The sequence below is a fragment of the Rhizobium sp. FG113 genome (genome assembly GCF_057809895.1).
This window is the reverse complement of sequence record NZ_JBMDKV010000035.1, coordinates 1-19,038: the sequence shown is the minus strand read 5'-3', so window position 1 is coordinate 19,038 and position 19,038 is coordinate 1. Positions and strand designations below refer to the sequence as shown.

Annotated in this window: 20 protein-coding genes; 8 read left to right on the top strand and 12 right to left on the bottom strand. The window is 61.8% G+C overall.

Annotated elements, in window-relative coordinates:
• The first annotated feature begins 241 nt into the window (after positions 1-241).
• A complete protein-coding gene (locus ACODTZ_RS34730; protein WP_489031709.1) occupies positions 242-562 on the top strand; it encodes a hypothetical protein in 321 nt (106 codons plus the stop codon).
• A gap of 106 nt (positions 563-668) precedes the next feature.
• Here ACODTZ_RS34730 and ACODTZ_RS34725 read toward each other — a convergent pair whose 3' ends face one another.
• Positions 669-908, bottom strand: a complete 240-nt coding sequence (locus ACODTZ_RS34725; protein ID WP_489031707.1) for a hypothetical protein — start codon at positions 906-908, stop codon at positions 669-671.
• A 270-nt stretch (positions 909-1,178) separates the two neighbouring features.
• On the opposite strand from ACODTZ_RS34725, the gene ACODTZ_RS34720 reads away from it, so the two are divergent.
• The 5 genes from ACODTZ_RS34720 (at position 1,179) to ACODTZ_RS34700 (ending at position 7,240) form a co-directional block, all read left to right on the top strand.
• On the top strand, positions 1,179-1,616 hold the full coding sequence (locus ACODTZ_RS34720) for a universal stress protein (protein WP_489031705.1): 438 nt from the start codon (positions 1,179-1,181) through the stop codon (positions 1,614-1,616).
• 394 nt (positions 1,617-2,010) lie between these two features.
• Positions 2,011-3,651 (top strand): arylsulfatase, encoded by a 1,641-nt coding sequence (locus ACODTZ_RS34715; protein WP_489031703.1) that lies wholly within the window; start codon positions 2,011-2,013, stop codon positions 3,649-3,651.
• 190 nt (positions 3,652-3,841) lie between these two features.
• Entirely contained in the window at positions 3,842-5,251 is a 1,410-nt protein-coding gene (locus tag ACODTZ_RS34710) for a DUF1214 domain-containing protein (RefSeq protein ID WP_489031701.1), read from the top strand.
• 10 nt (positions 5,252-5,261) lie between these two features.
• Complete coding sequence (locus ACODTZ_RS34705; RefSeq protein ID WP_489031699.1) at positions 5,262-6,239, top strand: formylglycine-generating enzyme family protein; 978 nt, start codon at positions 5,262-5,264, stop codon at positions 6,237-6,239.
• A 32-nt stretch (positions 6,240-6,271) separates the two neighbouring features.
• Positions 6,272-7,240 (top strand): HAD family hydrolase, encoded by a 969-nt coding sequence (locus ACODTZ_RS34700; protein WP_489031729.1) that lies wholly within the window; start codon positions 6,272-6,274, stop codon positions 7,238-7,240.
• A 19-nt stretch (positions 7,241-7,259) separates the two neighbouring features.
• Here the strand turns inward: ACODTZ_RS34700 and ACODTZ_RS34695 are convergent, their stop codons facing one another.
• The 4 genes from ACODTZ_RS34695 to ACODTZ_RS34680 all read right to left on the bottom strand — a co-directional run bounded on the left by ACODTZ_RS34695 (position 7,260) and on the right by ACODTZ_RS34680 (position 10,908).
• Positions 7,260-8,237: a SphA family protein gene (locus ACODTZ_RS34695; RefSeq protein WP_489031697.1), complete on the bottom strand. Its 978-nt coding sequence runs from the start codon at positions 8,235-8,237 to the stop codon at positions 7,260-7,262.
• A 103-nt stretch (positions 8,238-8,340) separates the two neighbouring features.
• Entirely contained in the window at positions 8,341-10,041 is a 1,701-nt protein-coding gene (locus tag ACODTZ_RS34690; RefSeq protein WP_489031695.1) for a tetratricopeptide repeat protein, read from the bottom strand.
• Between the two features lie 125 nt (positions 10,042-10,166).
• Positions 10,167-10,457, bottom strand: coding sequence for a hypothetical protein (locus ACODTZ_RS34685; RefSeq protein ID WP_489031693.1), 291 nt, complete (start codon positions 10,455-10,457; stop codon positions 10,167-10,169).
• 157 nt (positions 10,458-10,614) lie between these two features.
• Entirely contained in the window at positions 10,615-10,908 is a 294-nt protein-coding gene (locus tag ACODTZ_RS34680) for a hypothetical protein (protein WP_489031691.1), read from the bottom strand.
• A 163-nt stretch (positions 10,909-11,071) separates the two neighbouring features.
• Here ACODTZ_RS34680 and ACODTZ_RS34675 point away from each other — a divergent pair, with 163 nt between their 5' ends.
• Positions 11,072-11,683, top strand: a complete 612-nt coding sequence (locus ACODTZ_RS34675) for a GNAT family N-acetyltransferase (RefSeq protein ID WP_489031690.1) — start codon at positions 11,072-11,074, stop codon at positions 11,681-11,683.
• A gap of 34 nt (positions 11,684-11,717) precedes the next feature.
• Here the strand turns inward: ACODTZ_RS34675 and ACODTZ_RS34670 are convergent, their stop codons facing one another.
• Positions 11,718-12,422: a hypothetical protein gene (locus ACODTZ_RS34670; RefSeq protein WP_489031688.1), complete on the bottom strand. Its 705-nt coding sequence runs from the start codon at positions 12,420-12,422 to the stop codon at positions 11,718-11,720.
• Positions 12,423-12,618: 196 nt separating this feature from the next.
• On the opposite strand from ACODTZ_RS34670, the gene ACODTZ_RS34665 reads away from it, so the two are divergent.
• Positions 12,619-12,780, top strand: a complete 162-nt coding sequence (locus ACODTZ_RS34665) for a hypothetical protein (protein WP_018897213.1) — start codon at positions 12,619-12,621, stop codon at positions 12,778-12,780.
• A gap of 133 nt (positions 12,781-12,913) precedes the next feature.
• Here the strand turns inward: ACODTZ_RS34665 and ACODTZ_RS34660 are convergent, their stop codons facing one another.
• From ACODTZ_RS34660 to ACODTZ_RS34635, 6 genes are all read right to left on the bottom strand, one after another.
• Positions 12,914-13,576, bottom strand: coding sequence for a GNAT family N-acetyltransferase (locus ACODTZ_RS34660; RefSeq protein WP_489031686.1), 663 nt, complete (start codon positions 13,574-13,576; stop codon positions 12,914-12,916).
• Between the two features lie 136 nt (positions 13,577-13,712).
• A complete protein-coding gene (locus ACODTZ_RS34655) occupies positions 13,713-14,918 on the bottom strand; it encodes an adenylate/guanylate cyclase domain-containing protein (RefSeq protein WP_489031684.1) in 1,206 nt (401 codons plus the stop codon).
• Between the two features lie 172 nt (positions 14,919-15,090).
• Complete coding sequence (locus ACODTZ_RS34650) at positions 15,091-15,957, bottom strand: efflux RND transporter periplasmic adaptor subunit (RefSeq protein WP_209235123.1); 867 nt, start codon at positions 15,955-15,957, stop codon at positions 15,091-15,093.
• Complete coding sequence (locus ACODTZ_RS34645) at positions 15,954-16,163, bottom strand: DUF1656 domain-containing protein (RefSeq protein WP_047515002.1); 210 nt, start codon at positions 16,161-16,163, stop codon at positions 15,954-15,956. Before ACODTZ_RS34645 ends, ACODTZ_RS34650 begins: the two co-directional genes overlap by 4 nt.
• Positions 16,160-18,253: an FUSC family protein gene (locus tag ACODTZ_RS34640; RefSeq protein WP_111563000.1), complete on the bottom strand. Its 2,094-nt coding sequence runs from the start codon at positions 18,251-18,253 to the stop codon at positions 16,160-16,162. Before ACODTZ_RS34640 ends, ACODTZ_RS34645 begins: the two co-directional genes overlap by 4 nt.
• Complete coding sequence (locus ACODTZ_RS34635; protein ID WP_181459274.1) at positions 18,243-18,698, bottom strand: MarR family winged helix-turn-helix transcriptional regulator; 456 nt, start codon at positions 18,696-18,698, stop codon at positions 18,243-18,245. Before ACODTZ_RS34635 ends, ACODTZ_RS34640 begins: the two co-directional genes overlap by 11 nt.
• Between the last annotated feature and the right edge of the window lie 340 nt (positions 18,699-19,038).

Below are 19,038 nucleotides of genomic sequence, written 5' to 3'. Positions count from 1 at the left end.
AGTTTTTTTCAAAATATGAGGCGGGTTGCGCGAATTTGGCTTTATAATGAGTGGATTACCCGCTCGTTGAGGTCGGACAGCGCGGTGATATCGGTGATGAGCCGCAACAGGTAGCTGGGGGCAAAATCGGCGGGAGCGTGCTCCGCGTATGACATTGATGTGTGCATGACGTTGGGCTTCGACGGAAGCTGATGGCTGTAGGGACTCCTCTATAGGAGGCAAATCATGATTCGTTTCGGTCATGACCAAACGGCTCCCCTTCCCCGAGCATGCCGACACGCTTTCGCTGAAGGCGCTACGGCGTTTAGTGACGAATCTTGCTGATTGGGTAGACGTCTTTTCAGCGGAGGTCAGGGAGCTGCGGACCGAGAACGCTGTCCTTCCTGAAGAAACCGAAACGCTGCGGCGCGATAATAGACGGCTCAACGTCCGGAATCAGATGCTGCGCGACGAGATCGCCCACCTCAAGGATTTGTCGCCCCGGCCACCGTCTCGTCCGTCCGGCACGGACAACGCAACGCAACGCAGAAATCCAGACAGTTTACGCTGCCTGCGCCTGTAACATTTTGCGTGACATTGTGACAGCCGAAGAGTAGACAATACCATTGTTTTTATTATATATTTTAACGATACAGAATCCTGTCGGGTGCGCCATTTATCATTCTGCATCATTCGGAATATGCCAGGCCTAGCCCCACGTTTATAAAGACGAAGGTCACTGTGGCGAACACCGCCGTTGCGGGAAGAATACTGACCGTCGTTGAGAAGCGGCGCTTCGTCCAGGCGAACGTGACCAGCGGCAGCAGAAGTGTTGCAACAAGCCACCAGACTTTAAAACTCGGAAAACCGAACTGATTTCTATCCAGGACGAGTATCATAACGGCAAGTAGCCAAACTGCCGTCACCATGACGGCGGCTCCGCCCGCTAGTATGGAAAGAGCCGTCCCGTAACATGTATGGAGGCGCCGAAGCTCTCCAGACAGCAAAGCCGTAGCCGCTCCAATGGCAACAAGAAATAATGTCCACATATATACATTCTCTGCGCGCTATGTTCGACATGCAAGATGCAGACCGCCCCAACCAAATCGCCGAACTTGACATCAATCAAAGCACCTCCATACCCAATCCGCTACACTCCTCAAAGTTGATCCCACCAAGATCCAAAAGAGGAAACCCGCATGTATACCCGCATTCTGATCCCCACCGACGGCTCGCAATTGGCCACCAAGGGGCTGGATCATGGTCTGGCCTTGGCAAAGACGCTTGGGCTGCCCGTCACAGTCGTTTGCGTCACGGTGCCGCTGGGCGGCCTGGCGCTGCAGGGCGTCGTGCAGGCGCAGGCGCTGGAGAGCTATGATCTGGGCGTCAAGGACGATCTCGCCGCCACCGAGAAGCTTGTCCGGCAGAAGGCCACCGAAGCAGGCGTGGCGGCCGACTTCATCAACGAGACCTCCATTTCGGCGGCGACCGGCATCCTCAATACCGCGCAGGCGCGCAATTGCGGCCTGATCGTCATCTCCTCGCATGGCCGCACCGGCATCGTCCGCATGATCCTCGGCAGCCAGACGCAGGAGGTCCTAGCCAAATCGACGATCCCGGTTATGGTCGTGAAATAGCAGCTGCCGCGCCTATTTCCACCGCTTCGGCAATCCGCCGGCTTCCAGCTGCCGTCGATGGCCGGCCTGTCGGGGCGTAGATGCGGTTATGGGCGAACCAGCCGCGACCGGGCAGCTTTGATCAAGCGTACCTCCCGCCCCCTTGGCGTGGTCGGGCGGCAGCTGCAATCTGCGCGCGCGGCATTTTGCCGGTGCCGGGAAGTACACAACCCACACCCCGCCGCCCCGTTTACGCACCGGTTACACCATCATTTACCGTTACGTACTTCCGCCCGTGCGCATAAAGCGAAAGGCTCCCCTCGCGTCGGCTGACGACGATCGAGATCCGGCGGCACCGGCCGCCCGGCACAAGGGAGACCGCAATGTTGAACGATCCATCCGTGGGGAGGCCGTCATGACGAACTCCCTTCCAAAGAAGCTGTTTTCGGCAACGGTCGCGGTCGCGATGGCGCTGACGTCGACCACGTTCCTGTCTCCGGCCAGAGCCCAGCAGGCAGCGCCGGCGGCCCCCGCGCCGGCAGCGGAAGCTGCAGCCGCTCAGGACACGTCCAAGCCCAATATCCTCGTCATCTTCGGCGACGATATCGGCCAGACCAATATCAGCGCCTATTCCTTCGGCCTGGTGGGCTACAAGACGCCGAATATCGACCGCATCGCCAAGGAAGGCATGATGTTCACGGACTATTACGCCGAGAACAGCTGCACGGCGGGGCGATCGACCTTCATCACCGGGCAGGTCTGCCTGCGCACCGGCCTTTGCAAGGTCGGCATCCCCGGCGCGACCGTCGGGCTGCAGCCGCGTGACATCACCATCGCCCAGGCGCTCAAGCCGCTCGGCTATGCCACGGGCCAGTTCGGCAAGAACCATCTCGGCGACCGCGACGAGTTCCTGCCGACCAAGCACGGCTTCGACGAATTTTACGGCAACCTCTATCACCTGAACGCCGAGGAAGAGCCCGAGCGACCCTATTATCCGAAGGGTGATGAGGAATTCGTGCGGTCCAATGCGCCGCGCGGCGTCCTGAAGGCGTCGGCCGACGGCAAGATCGAGGATACGGGTGCGCTCACCACCAAGCGCATGGAAACCATCGACGACGAGACGACGTCTGCGGCCATCGATTTCATGGACCGGCAGGTCAAGGCCGGCAAGCCCTTCTTCACCTGGATGAACACGACCCGCATGCATGTCTTCACGCATGTCAGGGACTCGATGAAAGGCCAGAGCGGCATGCCGGGCAACGAGTATGCCGACGGCATGGTCGAGCATGACGGCGACGTGGGCAAGCTCTTGAAGGCGCTCGACGACCTGAAGGTCGCCGACAACACGATCGTCGTCTACACGACAGACAATGGCCCCAACCAGTTCTCCTGGCCGGATGCGGCAACAACCGCGTTCCGCAGCGAAAAGGACACGAACTGGGAAGGCGCCTTCCGTGTTCCCGCGATGATCCGCTGGCCGGGCAAGATCAAGGCCGGCGAAGTGTCGAACGAGATGATGTCGGGCCTCGACTGGTTCCCGACCCTGGTCGCGGCTGCCGGCGACGGCGACATCAAGGAGAAGCTTGCGAAAGGCACCTCGATCAGCGGCAACCAGTTCAAGGTTCACCTCGACGGCTTCAACCAGCTTCCCTATCTCAAGGGAGAGCAACCGAAGTCCGCGCGTGACGAGTTCTTCTATTTCAACGACGATGGTGAACTGGTCGCCTATCGCTACGACAACTGGAAGATCGTCTTCTGCGAACAGCGGCAGCCGGGCGGCTTCGTGGTATGGGCGAACCCGTTCACCTGCCTGCGCGTGCCGAAGGTGTTCAACCTCAGGATGGACCCCTACGAGCGCGCCGATGTCGTGTCGGATCAATATTACGACTGGATGATGAAGAACGCCTATCTCGTGCAGTATGGCGTCTACAAGGTCGCTCCCTTCCTGCAGACCTTCCGCGAATACCCGCCGAGCCAACGGCCTGCGAGCTTCAGCGTCGACCAGATGATTTCGGCGCTGATGAACTCGATCGACCAGGGTCCAGGCGCGAAGTAGCGGAAAGCCGAATTGCCGGGCGCGGCACGATCGCGCCCGGTACAGCATTCGATCGCGGAGCGCGGGACGGCGCCACGGTATCCATGTGCCCCGCCAGCGTAAATTTACGCGCTCATTTACTGTTGCGTACTTACGCGCGCACGCGTGGATGGCCTCTAGTGCACAAGCAACAAGAGTGGAGTTCCATGCAATGAGACTTCTCGCGCTTGCCTTGACGCTCCTTCTTGCCACCCCTCTTGCCGCGGCCGACCATGGCGCCCGCAAGATCTTCGACGCAGAATTGGAACGCGCCGCCGTTGAGGCAGTGATTTGGGGCATGCCGGCCGTGAACTACGACCTCATGCGCCAGGAAATGCTGACGAAGACGCCCGGGAAAGTCGGCGGCGTCATCTATTGGGGGCGCCCGCTGGATTGGAAGAACCAGACGCTGACGCCCAATCCGGATGCGCTCTACTTCATGGTCTTTTTCACCACGAAGGACGGACCAGTCGTCCTCGATCTGCCCCCGGCCGACGGCCGTGCCTCGTTCAACGGCAACATCGTGACGGCATGGCAGCTTCCTTTGGAGGATGCAGGCCTGCTTGGCGTCGACAAGGGCAAGGGCGCAAAGTTCGTTATCCTGCCTCCTGGCTTCACGGGCTCGGTGCCCGATGGATTCACGCCGCTGAAATCCGAGGTCTATGGCGGCTACATGCTGTTTCGCTCCAATCTCGCCAGCCACTCCGACGCCGACGTCGCTGCCTCTATCGCCTACGGCAAGAGGCTGAAGGTCTATCCGTTGTCGGCCGCCCAGAACCCGCCCGAGACCAGCTTCTCCGACGTGAAGGACATCATGTTCGACAGCACGATCAAATGGGATGCGAGCTTGTTCGATAATCTCGACCGGGTTGTTCAGGAGGAGCCATGGATCGAGCGCGACAAGATCATGATCGACAAGTTGCGGACAATAGGCATCGAAAAGGGCAAGCCCTTCGCCAAGGACGCGCGCACTGAGCCACTGCTCGACAGGGCTGTGAAGCAAGCCCACACCTTTCTCGCGGCCAGATATGACGCGGGCCTTCCGCCGTTCTTTTCCGACAAGAGCCGGTGGACCTACCCGGCCTATCCGAGCCTGATAAAGGCGGCCGCCTCGGACTTCAAGGAGCCGGACGCCTATCCCGTTGACGACCGCGGCGTCGCTTATCACTACGCCTATATCGGCATCAAGCGGCTGGGCGCCGGCCAGTTCTACTCCATCTCGATCCGCGACAAGGATGGCCGCGACTTCGATGGCGGAAAGTCCTATCGTCTGCGGGTCCCGCCCAATGTTCCCGTGCAGCAATACTGGTCCGTGACCGCCTACGACCGCGAAACCCACGCGCTTATCAAGAACATGCCTCGGGCCAGCCGCTCATCGCAGATCGCCGAGCTTGAGAAGAATGAAGACGGCTCGGTCGATCTCTACTTTGGTCCCAAGGCACCAAGGGGCAAGGATGCGAACTGGATCCCGACCGACGGGAAGCGAAAGTTCGAGCTGATGTTCCGGGCCTACGGGCCGACTGAAGAGTTTTTCGCCAAGAAATGGGTACTTCCCGACGTCGAAACCGTGAAGCATCGTTGAGGACAGAAACATGACGCTTGCATTCAGCGACACCATCGACATCGACGCAGCACCGGAAGGAATGCGCTGGATCGAGGGCGGCACCTTCGCCATGGGATCCGACGACCATTATCCCGAGGAAGCACCGGCGCATCCGGTGACGGTGGATGGCTTCTGGATCGAGGAAACGCCCGTCACCAACCGCAAGTTCATGGAGTTCGTCAAGGCGACCGGCCATGTGACCATGGCGGAGAAGGCGCCGGATGCGCGCGACTATCCGGGCGCGCTGCCCCACATGCTGCGGGCCGGCTCCCTGCTCTTCACGCAGCCGAAGACGGTCAATGGTACCGACATCTCGCAATGGTGGAGCTTCAAGTTCGGCGCCAACTGGCGTCGCCCGCTCGGCGGCATCAGCGACCTGCGCGGCAGGCTCGACCACCCGGTCGTTCACGTGGCCTGGTCGGATGCGAAGGCCTATGCCGACTGGGCGGGCCTCGAGCTTGCCACCGAAGCCGAATGGGAGTTCGCCGCGCGCGGTGGATCGGACAGCGAATATGCCTGGGGCGACGAACTCCTGCCCGATGGCAAGGCGATGGCGAATACCTGGCAGGGCATCTTCCCGACGCAAACCACCAAGGCCAAGGGCGAGGAGCGGACATCGGCCGTTCGCTCCTTTCCGCCCAATGGCTACGGCCTGTACGACATGATCGGCAATGTCTGGGAGTGGACATCGGATTACTGGACGACACGCCATCCGGAGCCCGCCAGGCATTCCTGCTGCATCCCAAGCAACCCGCGCGGGGGTGAAGCGGAGGCAAGCTACGATCCGCGCCTGCCCGATATCCGCATTCCGCGTCGCGTGCTGAAGGGCGGCTCGCATCTCTGCGCGCCCAATTACTGCCGCCGCTACCGCCCCGCCGCCCGCCATGCCGAGCCCGAGGACACATCGACGAGCCACGTCGGCTTCCGCTGCATCAAGCGGGTTGCGCGCAAGGGAGAAGCACGATGACCGCAATGCGAACTTTCCTGGCCGCTATCCGCATGTGCCTGCTCGCCGTCACCCTGCTTGCCGCACCGGCGGTCGTGCTTGCGCAGGAACCGCTGGCCTCGTGGAATGACACCCCTGCCCGGCAGAGGATCATCGACTTCGTGAAAGCCACGACGACCGAGGGCGGCGACGGTTTCGTTGCTCCGGATGATCGCATCGCCGTCTTCGACAATGACGGCACGCTGTGGACCGAACAGCCCTTCTATATCCAGCTCGGCTTCATGCTCGACCGGGTGAAGACGCTGGCGCCTGAGCATCCCGAATGGAAGACCAAGGAACCATTCGCCAGCATCCTGAATGGCGACGTCAAGGGCATCGCCCGAGGTGGCGAGATGGGGATGGTCGAGCTCGGCATGGCAACACATGCCGGCATGACGACGGACGAGTTCGAAAAGATCGTGACCGATTGGTTCGCGACCGCGAAACACCCGAAATCCGGCCGGCCCTACACCGAGATGACCTTTGTGCCGATGCGCGAGCTGCTGGACTATCTGCGCGCCAACGGCTTCACCACCTATATCGTCTCCGGCGGCGGCGTCGAATTCATGCGGCCGGTGACGGAAAAGCTCTATGGCATCCCGCCGCAACAGGTCGTCGGCAGCACCATCGCCACCCAATATGCCATTGTCGACGATGTGCCGGTGCTGAAGCGCCTGCCGAAGATCGATTTCATCGATGATGGCCCCGGCAAGCCCACCGGCATCAACAAGTTCATCGGCCGCAAGCCGATCTTCGTGGCCGGCAATTCCGATGGCGATTACGAGATGCTGCGCTGGGTCACGGCCAAGACGCCCGGCTTCGCCCTCATCGTGCACCACACCGATGGCGCGCGCGAATATGCCTATGACCGCCAATCCGCCTTCGGCAAGCTCGACAAGGCGCTGGACGAGGCCGAGCGCCGCAACTGGCTTGTCGTCGACATGAAGAACGACTGGAAGAAGGTCTTCGCCTTCGACCAGTGATCCAGATGAATCGCGCGACCTACTGCACCGCGACCGGCTTGGTGATCGACAGCGGCATCGAGATCGTCAAAAACACCGAGTCTCCCTCTGCGCGGTTCTCGGCGGCGAACTCGTGGAAATATTTGATCCGCGCCGAGATTGGCAGCTCTCCGGCCTTGAAGTTCCAGCCTATCGTCGCACCGATCGCCGCTACCCGTCCCTTGAATGGACCGAACGCACCCTCGCCGCTATCCCCCGTCAGCTGGTCGTAATAGTAGCCCACCAGACCGGCGTCGAACTGCTCGTTGAAATGCTGCACGGCTGCCCATTCGAAGTGGAACTCGGTGCCGGTGCGATAATTCGTGTCGGGGTTCTCGCCGTTGAAGGTCACGCCGATCGCCGCCGAGAGATCGAGCCCGATCTCCGGATCGAGCCATGTTCCGGCAGCGCTGACATCAGCACCCCAGCGGTGGAAGGCGATGTTCGAGATCTCGCCATCCTGATAATCGCCGATCGGGACGTTGACGAGAACGCCCGTGGTCCAATGGAAATTGCCGGCATCCCAGCCGAGCGTGCCGCTGACGAGCGGATCACCGACGGTAAACACCGTGTCCTTCGTCGCGCCGGACAGCACGCCGCCACGAGGACCTGAGAGCGTCAGGTCGGCGATCGTCTCTTGCCAGCCGACGGGGATGGTCGCCCCAAGCCCGAGCCGCCCGCCCATCACTTCCTCGGGAACGACCCAGATGACGGTCGGTGCCGCGAGCGCTGCCTTGCCCTCGACGCCGACAGCGACGCGGCCACCGGTCGGAAGCTGCGTGCCGCCACCGAGATCGCCTTTGTAGAGCCAGATGTCGTTTTGAAGGTAGACGCCCGGTGGTGGGAGGATACCTGCGGCCGGGCCCTTGGAACCAAGCAGATAGAAGCCGGCACCGCGTTCGGCAGCAGCAGCCATGTGCGCGCAGGCCAGCATCGATGCGCCGGCAAGAAGCGCTCCGGTCAGAAATCTCAGTTTCATGCTCGTCCCCTCATTCGTCCCAAGGCCTGCTTTTTATGCTACCTCGGAACCTTCAATCCCCCATTCGCCGTCACAAGTACGCAACGGTAAATGCGCCCGTAAATCACTGCCCCGAAATGCTCGCGACGGCCTCTAAGCTCGCGCCCGCCTTCCCCAGTCCCGTCTCCAGGCTTGTGACGAGATCGGCCCGAAGCTGCGCCATTTTCGCCGCCTGCCGGAAAGCCGCAATAAATGCCGCCCGATCCGTTGCCGCCTCCCCCAGACGCTGCGCCGCGCTATCCGCGCCGAGTTCGCCGAGAGCGGCGACGCGAATGGCACGCGTGAGGATATCGTTGCCGATGGCCTGCTCGGCCGTAAGCGACGCCTGCGACCACCGGCCGTTACGGTAGGCATCAAGTGCCAGCACCAGCGAGGCGTCGCGCGGCGGCGTTTCCTCCATCGCGACAGCCTCCCGCGCAAGGTCGTTCGCCGCCTTGAAATAGCCGGCGGCGAAGAGCACGAGGCTGAGCGACGCGGCATTCGCCGAATTGTTGGGATTGAGCGCCATCGCCCTATTTCCGGCATCGATCGCCGCATCCAGCCGTCCGCTGGCGAAACGCGCCGCCATCAGCGCCCCCTGCGCGCGATCGGAAAGGGGCGCGGTGGAAACCGCGGACTTCGCCATCTCGAGGGCTTGCGGAATGGTCGCGGTATCCCGGGCATAGAGCCGTGCCAGCATTGCGCTGGTGTCGGGATCCTCGGGATCACCCGCCAGCGTCCGCTCCAGGCATCCGCGAAGCCCTTCCACGCCGCCGCCGCTGTCACTGCCGTCGAGCATGAATTCTGCCCTGGCAACGCAGGCATTGCCTAGAGCATCCGCCGGAGCCTCCCTCGCCTCAAGCGCGTTGATCACGCCACGCGACGATGCGATCTGCCGCGCCACCGCGCCGGCGATCTCAAGCCGGATCGTCGCCGGCTCCTTGCCTTCGGTCTCGACCCGCTCCAGCCCCGATTTGAGCAATGTGCCGCTCGCCGTATCGACAACCTGCCACCAGACGGAGCGATCGTCACTGTCGGCGTAATATTTGAGATCAACCTCGTAGCCCCGGCGCGACGGCTGCGTCGGCGATCCCGGCCTCGTCACCACGATCGTGTCGAAGGCGGAGAGCGCGGTCAGTAGCGTGTCACGGGCCACACTCGCCTCGCCCGCCATGTCAGGCGAAGCCGCGCTCATCAGGATGGTGACGGCGGGCTTCAGCGTAACCACGGGACGGTCGATCGCCTTCCAGCCCACGATGCCCGAAAGCGCCAGCAGCCCGACGCAAAGCGCGGCCGGCATCCAGCGCCGCGATATCGCAAAACGTGGCAATGACACCGCGGCGTCATCCGGCCCGCTATCGGCCAGCGTTGTGTATGCATCATGCGCAAGTTGCGTTGGCGCTGTCTGCGCACGACCGCCCACATCAGCCTGCGGAAACAGCGCGACATAGCTGCCTTTCGGAATATGGACGGAGACGCCCAGTTCAGCGCCGAACGCAGCATAATAACCGTCGAGCGCGGCTCTGAGACGGCTGATCTCGATCCGCACGATCGGATCGATGGAGGCATCGAAGTTGCTGGAGCGCCCGAGCACATCAAGCGCGATGGAATAGGCTTTCACACCCTCGGTGCATCCTGCAAACCGGCGCTCGGCGAGGTAACGCAATATGTCGCGCTGCCGGTCCGACACTCGGAAGCGGCCATCCGCAAGGAGCCTCTCCAGCTCCGCCTCGGCCTCTTCAAGGCTGACCTCGCATGCCCTCTCACCGTGTACTTCAGCACTCATGGGCTGCCCCCCGATACGCACTGACCACTAAAGCAGAACAGGAAAACTATCGCGCACTTAACATTAAGTTGCAATACGAAACGCTAACAAGCCAAATAAATGATACATTTCGTGACAGTTACGCTTCAATTTCGGATATGTGAATTCGTGCGTAGGATGTGCTGGGTTACATCATCCTCGATGCCGGAACAGAGCCCTTCATATTCGCTGGTCCGCACCTGGTCGCCGCTCCGACGAAATGTCTCGAGCGCGACCGCGGCGATCTCATAGGCTTCGAAGAGCTCATAGAGATCAGGCGATCGCGATGCGGCAGCCAGCAGGCTCGTGCGCAATGCGGGCAGCTTCAGCATAAGCCGCGCGAGGCCGCGCCGCGCCGCGTCGCTGGTCGTTCCGCCTGTCCCTCCCTGCCTGTTCATCGTCGTGAAGGCCTCCCCGCAAGGGTAATCGAGAAAGACTAGAGGCAGTGTCCCGTCGGCGTAAGTACGCAACGGTAAACAACGCGACGTTACGCCGGCACGACGGGGTCAGAGCGCGAAGCTGGCGGGTTTTTTTGCGGGGAAGGCAGCGTCGACGTCACTGCGGCTTACCGGCAGGATCGGCGTCCCGGATACCCGCGCCATCAGCGCCCCCCGGCTGCACGACACGCTGTTGCCCCGCCCCCATCCGCATCCACCACGTATTGGACAGAACAGGGGCGGCAAGTGCGCCGTCGTGCGGGTTGGGCTTGATGACGTCACGGACGGAGATCATGGCGCCCGGCGGTGTGCGCCTGGGAGATTTCTCCTGCGCCAATAGCGAGGCCGCCTGGCCTGCGACCGCGGCGGCGATGACGAATGATGTGAGCGATACTGTCCTGTTGCACAGCATGAGCATTCATCCAGCGGGAGATGAAAGAGAGTGTAAGGCCGAAAGCCTGAGGAAGGGAAGTGGCTGCTGAAAATACTGTTGCCAAGGGCTGGGCGACAATGCGAGATCGGTTGGTTTCGCCAGCACTTGCAGGCGCCGACGACGAAGAGCAAGGACGCCTTGAATGAAGACCAATCCGCCGCTGCCGATGGGCTATTCCGAACTGCCGCGCGGCAAGCTCGCCAATGTCGTGACGTGTCTCGAAATGCGCGAGAAGCCCGATGTCAGCGTGCCCGCCCCGGGCGCCTTGCGTTTCGAACGTTGGCAGGCGCCTTCGCTCGACGACTATCGCCAGCTGTTTCGCGAAGTCGGCGAGAATTGGCTCTGGCTCTCGCGGCTGATCATCAGTGACGAAAAGCTCGCAGCGATCATCCATGATCCCGATGTCGAGATCTACACGATCCTGTCGGAAGAAGGCCGACGGATCGGTCTGCTCGAGCTTGATTTTCGCGAGCCCGGCGAATGCGAGCTCGTGTTCTGCGGCCTCGTTCCGGACGCGATCGGCCAGGGCGCCGGCAAGCTTTTGATCACCCAAGCGGTGGCTCGCGCATGGGCGCGGCCGATCAACCGCTTCTGGCTGCACACCTGCCATTTCGATCATCCGTCGGCCATCTTCTTCTACCAGAAGGCCGGCTTCAAACCCTATGCCTTCCTGGTCGAGGTGATCGACGATCCGCGCCTCTCCGGCCATATGCCGGAGACAGCCGCTCCGCACGTTCCCCTGCTTCGCCCCTGATCGGCAAATCGGTCAGGACCACAAAACAGCGGCGTTATCGATCGTAACGCCGCCGCATCTCGGCCGCCGCCAACGGCAGAGCGGCACTTGCGACCGCACCGAGCGGCAACCGCCGCAGCAATCTGGTCGCAACGAAGGTAAACGCCATGGCGCCGGCAAGCTTCGCCCACGGGTAAGACCCGAGCTGCTCGTGAGCGCTGGCATCCGCCCATTTGGCATTGACGCTAACGACGGTGCCCGCCTGCTCTCGGATGACGTGAAGCCGGGCGCGGAGATTGTCGACCTCTTCCTGAAGCCGCCGCAGCGATCCTTCCTCGTCGAGCATGTCTTCATCGGCCACCTGATCGTCTTCGAGCACATAATCGGCCGGCGGCCCTTGCTGGCCCTCTTCGGCGGGCGCGTCAGCCTCAAGAGCAGCCAGATGCTCCCGCAACGCGGCCTCCGTCTCAAGCCCTTCCGGCTTGCCTTTCTTGCCGCCCACAGCCTCGCTGGTCTTCATCGACGCCGCCGATGAAGCGGCGACAGCCGGATGCTCGCGAAGCTCGTCAGCCGCGATAAACACATCGGTCGCCCCCGCCTCGTGATCGGGATGCGACACCTCGACATCGACGGTATCTGCAAGCTCGAGCGCCTGCTCCGCGTTCATGATGCCCACCGCCACGCGCCCTTCCTCGGATGTGACGGCAACTTCGACGATGGGCGGCTTCGACTTCTTTTTCACGCCGGTCTTTTTTTCCATGCAAAGTCTCCTTCGGCAGGGAAACACCTGCGGGACTCGATGGGTTCCATGACAGCTCAATCAAATTCGCTGCGACAGACCGTCTCTGGAACGCAGGCCTCCCAATCCCCATATATGTCTGGACCACGGAGCAGATATCGCGACAAACCGCGATCCGCCTTCCGCGATAACCCACACAATGGATTGGAGACAAAGGATGGCTCAAGCCACACGAACGGCTGCGTCCGAAGGACCCTATGATGCGGTCACGCTTGCCAAGAAGCACCGCATTTCGGTCGAGGATGCCAAGCAAATCATCGAGCAATATGGCGACGATCGGAAGGCATCCGACAAGGCCGCGCGGCGCATCGCCGTCTGATATGCAATGCGGCGGCCAGGAAACCGGCCGCCGCACGCGTCAAAAATAGTTTTTATAGATCAATGGATTGCCGCCAATTGCGGAATCACATCGCCAAGCGCCTCAACAGACGCTCGAAGTGATCAGCAAGACCTCAGTCGAAACGCAGCTTGCTCTTCTGCTGCCCGGCATCGTCGAAATTGTCGGCATCAAGCCACGCCTCGTAGCCGGCCTTCAGCTTCGGCCAGTCGGCGTCGATCATCGCGAACCACGCCGTATCGCGGTTCTTGCCCTTGGCCACCATATGCTGGCGAAACACGCCTTCAAAGTTAAAGCCGAAGCGCTCAGCCGCCTTCTTCGACGGCTCGTTCGAATTGTTGCACTTCCACTCGAAACGGCGATAGCCGAGCTCGTCGAAGGCAAGCTTGGCGAAGAGATAGAGCGCCTCGGTCGTCACGCGGCTACGCGCGATCGCCGGTCCCCACAAGATGTTGCCGATCTCGATCACCCCATGCGTGGCATCGATGCGCATCAGCGCCTGACGCCCCTCGGCGCGGCCGGTACGCTTGTCGATGACGGCGAAGAACATTGGATCCGCCGACACCTCGGCCTTCTCCAGCCACGTTGTGAAGGCTGCCATGTCGGCGGGCGTGTCCTCGAAGAGATAGCGGAAGCGATCATCAGCGCCGGGTTGCTGCGCCGAGGCGAGCAGGTCGCGCCCATGGCGGCCCGCGTCAAGCGGCTCAAGCCTGACATAGCGTCCTTCGAGAGCAATACGCTCCGGGCGCTCCACGCCCTTCCAGTTCGAGAGATCCATCGAAAATTCCCCATTGCGCGATGAAGCGGCCCTGCCTCCTCGACCGAGGGGCCGCTGTATTGATGTGCTGTTTTAGAGGCTGCCGAATTACTTTGCGAGGTCTAATTTGGCCAATGGCGATCTCAGAACCGCCACCTCACAGCGTAGGCAGAAGCGTGAAGAGTTCCTGGGCGCGGTTGACGCCACGCAGCGCGTGCTGGCCGATCGACGTCAGATCGATCTGCGTCGAGGGGACGATCGCCGCGAAGCTTGCCGACATCAGCACCTTGCGCTGCAGCGACCGACAGAGCGACACGATGCGGCTGACCTCGTTGACGGCGGGGCCGATGACCGTGAAGTCGAGACGGTCCTTGCTGCCGATATTGCCGTAGAACACGTCGCCCATATGCAGGCCGAGATAGACATCGGTCACCGGCCGCCCCTCGATGCGGCGCTGCGCCGTCAGGTCGGAAAGCCGCTTGTCGAGCAGCGTCCGCGCCTTCAGCGCCGACAGACAGGCCTCGCTCGGCTTCTCGCCCTTGAAGATGGCAAGCGTGCCGTCGCCCATCAGCTTCAACACCTCGCCGCCCGCCTCCTGCACCGAGGAGATCACCGCGTCGGCATAGTCGTTCAGCATCGGAATGATCTCTTCCGGATCGACCGTGTCGGAGATGTGGGTAAAATTGGCGAGGTCGGAAAACCAGAGGGCCGCGGAAATCCTGTCGCTGCGCCCGCGCGTGATTTTGCCGTGCAGCACCTGGTTGGCGGCGTCGTCGCCGAGATAGACCTTGGCGATCGTTCCGGCAACGCCGCTGACCGTCACGCATTTGACGGCCAATGCCAGACATGGAAGCAGCTCGCGCAACGCCGCCAGATCCTGCTTCGAAAAGCCGTCGGCCGCCCGCGTGGCGAAATGCGAGAAGAAGCAGTCGATCTCGCCGATCGCCCCCTCATCGCCGAAACGATGCGCCATGGCGACAAAGTCGGTAAAGCCTGCCGCTTTCAATTCGTCGAGAAGATAGAAATCGGCGGCGTCGCCGCGAAGGAAGGAACGGCGAACCTCGTTGGCGTCTTCGATCTCAAGATAGTGAAACGCCGAGCGCAGCCAGTTGTCGGCGAAGTTGCCCGCCCCGGCGACGCCGTAGGCCGAGACACGCTCGACGGCCTCCAAGGCATCCCACCGGAACGCGCGTCCCTCATAAAGCGGATGCAGCGTATCGATGACGGCAACGGATCGGCCGATCGGCAAGCCGTTCGCGACGCAGCGCTCGCAGAAGCCGTCGAGCAGGTCGGCCTCGGAAAGGCCCTTCAGCCCGCTCTGCATCAGCCATGTGGTGATTTCGATGACGTGGCGATCGTCCACGGATGTCTCCTGATCCCGGATCATTGAGAATATCCGGGCATTCGTAGGTTCAGGCATGCGCGGACGGGCTTAATCCGCGCATGCCTCGTCACAGCCCTTGAAGGACCCGTGGGCCGTAACGTGTTGGATCATGCGTAAGGCGCCGAACCGGCTGCCTCACGCCATGGTTAGATCACTCGATGATCGTGACGCTTGCCGTGCGACCGGCGACCAGCGCGGTTTCGCCCGGCGCCCCGTCGAGCGTCACCCGAACGGGAACGCGCTGCGCCAGGCGAACCCAGGTGAAGGTCGGCGTGACGTTGGCGAGCTGCGCACCCGTATCGCTGCGCTCGCGGTCTTCTATGCCGCTGGCAACGCCGGTGACGCGGCCCTTGAGCGGCTTTTCGCTGCCCATGAGATAGACCAGCGCCTCATCGCCAATCTTGATGCGATCGAGCTTGTTCTCCTCGAAGTAGCCGGAGATGTAGTAGGAATCGGTGTCGATCAGCGCCGTCACGGCACTGCCCGCCGTCACGTAATTGCCGGGACGCATCGAGAAGTTGGTGAGCACGCCGTTGACGGGTGCGCGCACGACCGAGCGGTCGAGGTTGAGCTGCGCGGTGTCGCGGCTGATGACGGCCTGGTTATAGGTCGCCTCGTCCTGCTGAACCGTGGTTTCCGCCTGCTGGATCTTCTGCCGGGTCACCGAGCTCTCGCCGAGCTTGCGGTAGAGATCAAGATCGCTCTTGGCCATGTCGAGCGCGGCCTTGCTGCTCTCCATCTGCGCCTCGGCCTGGCGCAGCGCCAAAGCAAAGCGAGCCTGGTCGATGCGGAAGATCACGTCACCCTTCTTGACCGTCTGGTTGTCGGTCGCGTCAACTTCGCTGACGATGCCGGACACGTCCGACGCCAGATGAACGACATCGGCGCGAACCTTGCCGTCACGCGTCCAGGGGTCGTTCATGTAGTAGTCCCAGAGATGCCAGCCCAGCACACCGGCCAGCGCCACGACGACACCGGTCAGAAGGAAGCGGCCGGAATAAGCAAGAAGCGATTTCATAATGACACCTTGTTCAAAGACAGCGCGAGCGCGCCGAGCAGGCAGAAATACATGGCCGTATCGAAGAGTGGCCGGTGCCACACGAGACGATAGAATCCGATGAAGGCCAGGATTCGCCGCAGGATGGAGTTGAGAAAGAAGGCAACAACGGCAATTGCCGCGAGCGTTGGTATGAAGACGCCATAAAGATCGAGTTCCGGTCTCATGCCGCATTCTCCTTTGCGAGTTGTCCGCCGGCCTGAATGGTCGCGTCAGGCATCACGAAATTCGCATCCGGATACAGATTGTAGCGAAGCGATGTGATGGCCCGTCGTGCGCCCTCGACGGCCGATGACGGATTCTGGTTGATGAGGTCGACCAACGATGTGTCGATCGCCTTCAAGAGGCCCTCGCCCGGCTGGGCGTGACCATGCTTTTGCTTTTGCTGGTAGAGGCCGGCAATTCCCGACAGAACCTCGTCGACATCCTTTCGGCTGTCGCGCGTCAGCAGCTGCCGGTGGCGCTGCAGTTCCATCGTGTTCAGGCCATTGCGCAGATCGCCAAGGATGTCGTTCTGGGCGACGGCGGATTCGACCGGAATGCGCGCCAGGCGCGGCGCAACCAGACCGAAGCGATCCACCATGCGGTAGAGCAACCTTGCGAAGTCAGGTGCATCCGACTTGCGCGCCACGGCCACGATATCCGCCCAGCCGGCGCGCAGCACACGGTAGGCGGTCCATTCCGCACCGACGGAGCGCACCAGCACCGTGGTGCCGCAGGCAATCACTAGGCCAACCACCATTGCCATGTTGGAATTCAGGAACGAACTCAGGTCTGGGTTCAAGCGATCCTGCAGGGCCAGCATGTTCGGAAAGTTGACACCGAAACCGAGGCCGTAAATCATCAGCGATGGTTTTGGCATCAGCACGCCGGCCGGAATGAGCACGAGGCCCAGAGCAGCCGCCAGCGGCAGGTAGCCATGCACGAGCGGCAGCAGGCCGAACTCGAAGACGAAGGCCACGGCAACCGCGAAGATCGACACATACATGAACTTCAGCATCATTGGCGCCGGATCGTCCATCGTCGCGAAGATGCAGCAGAGCACGCCCGCCATCATGGCGGCAGCACTACCCTGCGACCAGCCGGTGAGGATCCAGAGCCCTGCGGCAATGAAGGTCGCCAGCATAACCGAGAGACCCGAATGGATCGCCATGCCGTAGTCGCGGTGGATCGGTGCGCGGTCGAATAGCGTACCGAAACGCTGCCAGCGCAGTTCGCGGCGGCCGCCGGTTTCGATGTCGTCGCGCAGCGCCAGACAGTCGCTCCAGATCTGCAGCAGGTCGCGCAGACGGGAGGTGAAATTATGGGCGAGAAGGCCGTTCCATTCCTGCTGCTCGCGGCCTTCCTGCTCGGCCTTTTCCATCAACGCAAGAATTTCCTGCCGCTCGACCTCGCCATAGGGAGCCTCGTTCGACAGCAGTTCAGTCACGCGCCTGATCAACTCATTGGCCGAGACCGTGAGCTTGCCGTCGGTCGCCTTGCGGAAGGCATGAAGGAGATCGGCCAGACCAGAGACAACGGGCAACATGGCGACCATGCGCTGCTGCAGCGTGCGTGTGCGCCCAACCATGTCGCGCAGACCCGACGTGTCGTAGGCAACATGCGTGGTGAAGCTGTGCAGATCGACCGCATCGGCAGCCAGCTTGCGGGCGGCCGCCTGCAGCGCGTCGCTCTTGTCGCTGCTGTTCAGCGTGCTGATGGCGAGTGCCGCGATATCGTGAACCCAGCTATTCATACGTGCGGCGAGCACGGGACCGGCATGGCGCGGAAAGACCAGACGGCTCACAAGCGCAACACAGATGATGCCGAGAGCGATCTCCTCGACGCGGGCAACCGGATAGGTGAAGGCGGTCTCGGGGTTGGCGACGATCGGAAAACCGGTGAGCGCCGTCGTATAGCCGGCCAGCATGAAGGAATAGCTGCGCGGCGTGCGGTCGAGCAGACTGACACCAAGGCAGAACGCCATCCAGAGCGCGATCGCCAGCGTCAGGAGCTCCGGTGAATTGACGAGATTGGGCACCAGAATGATGGTCATCGCGCCGCCGATCGCGGTGCCGATCAGGCGATAGATCGCCTTCGACGTGCTGGCACCCGACAGCGGGTGCGCGACGATGTAGACCGAGCCAACCGCCCAGTAGGGATTCGTCAGATCGAAGCAAAGCGCGATCAGAAGCGCCAGCATCGCCGCGGTGAAGGTCTTGATGGAGAAAACGACATCCCAGATGCTCGGGGAGATCGGATTGTGGCTACTCGTCATTGTCCTGCGTTCCGGTTATCGCCGCGGTTCGATCCGCGACGGCGCGCAAAACCTCGATAGCGGCATCGACCTGGTCGGGGTCGAGATCGCCAAGGATTTGCTCTCGCAACTTTGCCGCACAGCGCTCGGCGCGCTCGGCGACCGCTGTGCCCTCCCCGGTAAGCTGCACCAGCTTGATCCTCCGGTCCGCCTCGTCGGCGACCCGGCAGATCAAGCCATCATTCTCCAAACTGTCGAGCACACGCACGAGCGTCGGCCCTTCCACCCCGACCCGTTCGGCCAGCACATTCTGCGGAATCCGGTCACCATGCCGGATGAGCGCGATGAGCGGTGCGGCGCTGGCGTCGGAAAGCTTGTGGTCGGTCAAAACGGCGTTGAGCGCACGGCGCCATCCACGCCCGCAGATCATCAGCAAGGGTGCGAACTCGGTCCAGGTCTTCTTCATGTTCGTTGTCATGGAATTAGATAACATCCTATCGATTTGAATTCAATGATATTGGTGCATAGCTGCCATTCGATAGTTAGCGAACTCTTATCCGCCCATTGTCTGGTGATCCCCCTATCAGCGCGCCGAGCCCCCGCTGCGCTTAGCTTGCCATGTGAAGTTGCTCCACGACATGGAAAGTAAAAATTAACCATAAGCGATAATAGATTGTTAGCGAACCGCCTTGCGGTCATCGCCTATGGAGATTTCATGCGCCGCATCGCAATTCTTGCCGGATTATCCGTTCTCGCGGGCTGTGTGAGTGGCCCGGATCATGTTCCCCCGGAGATGCCCCTCCCGG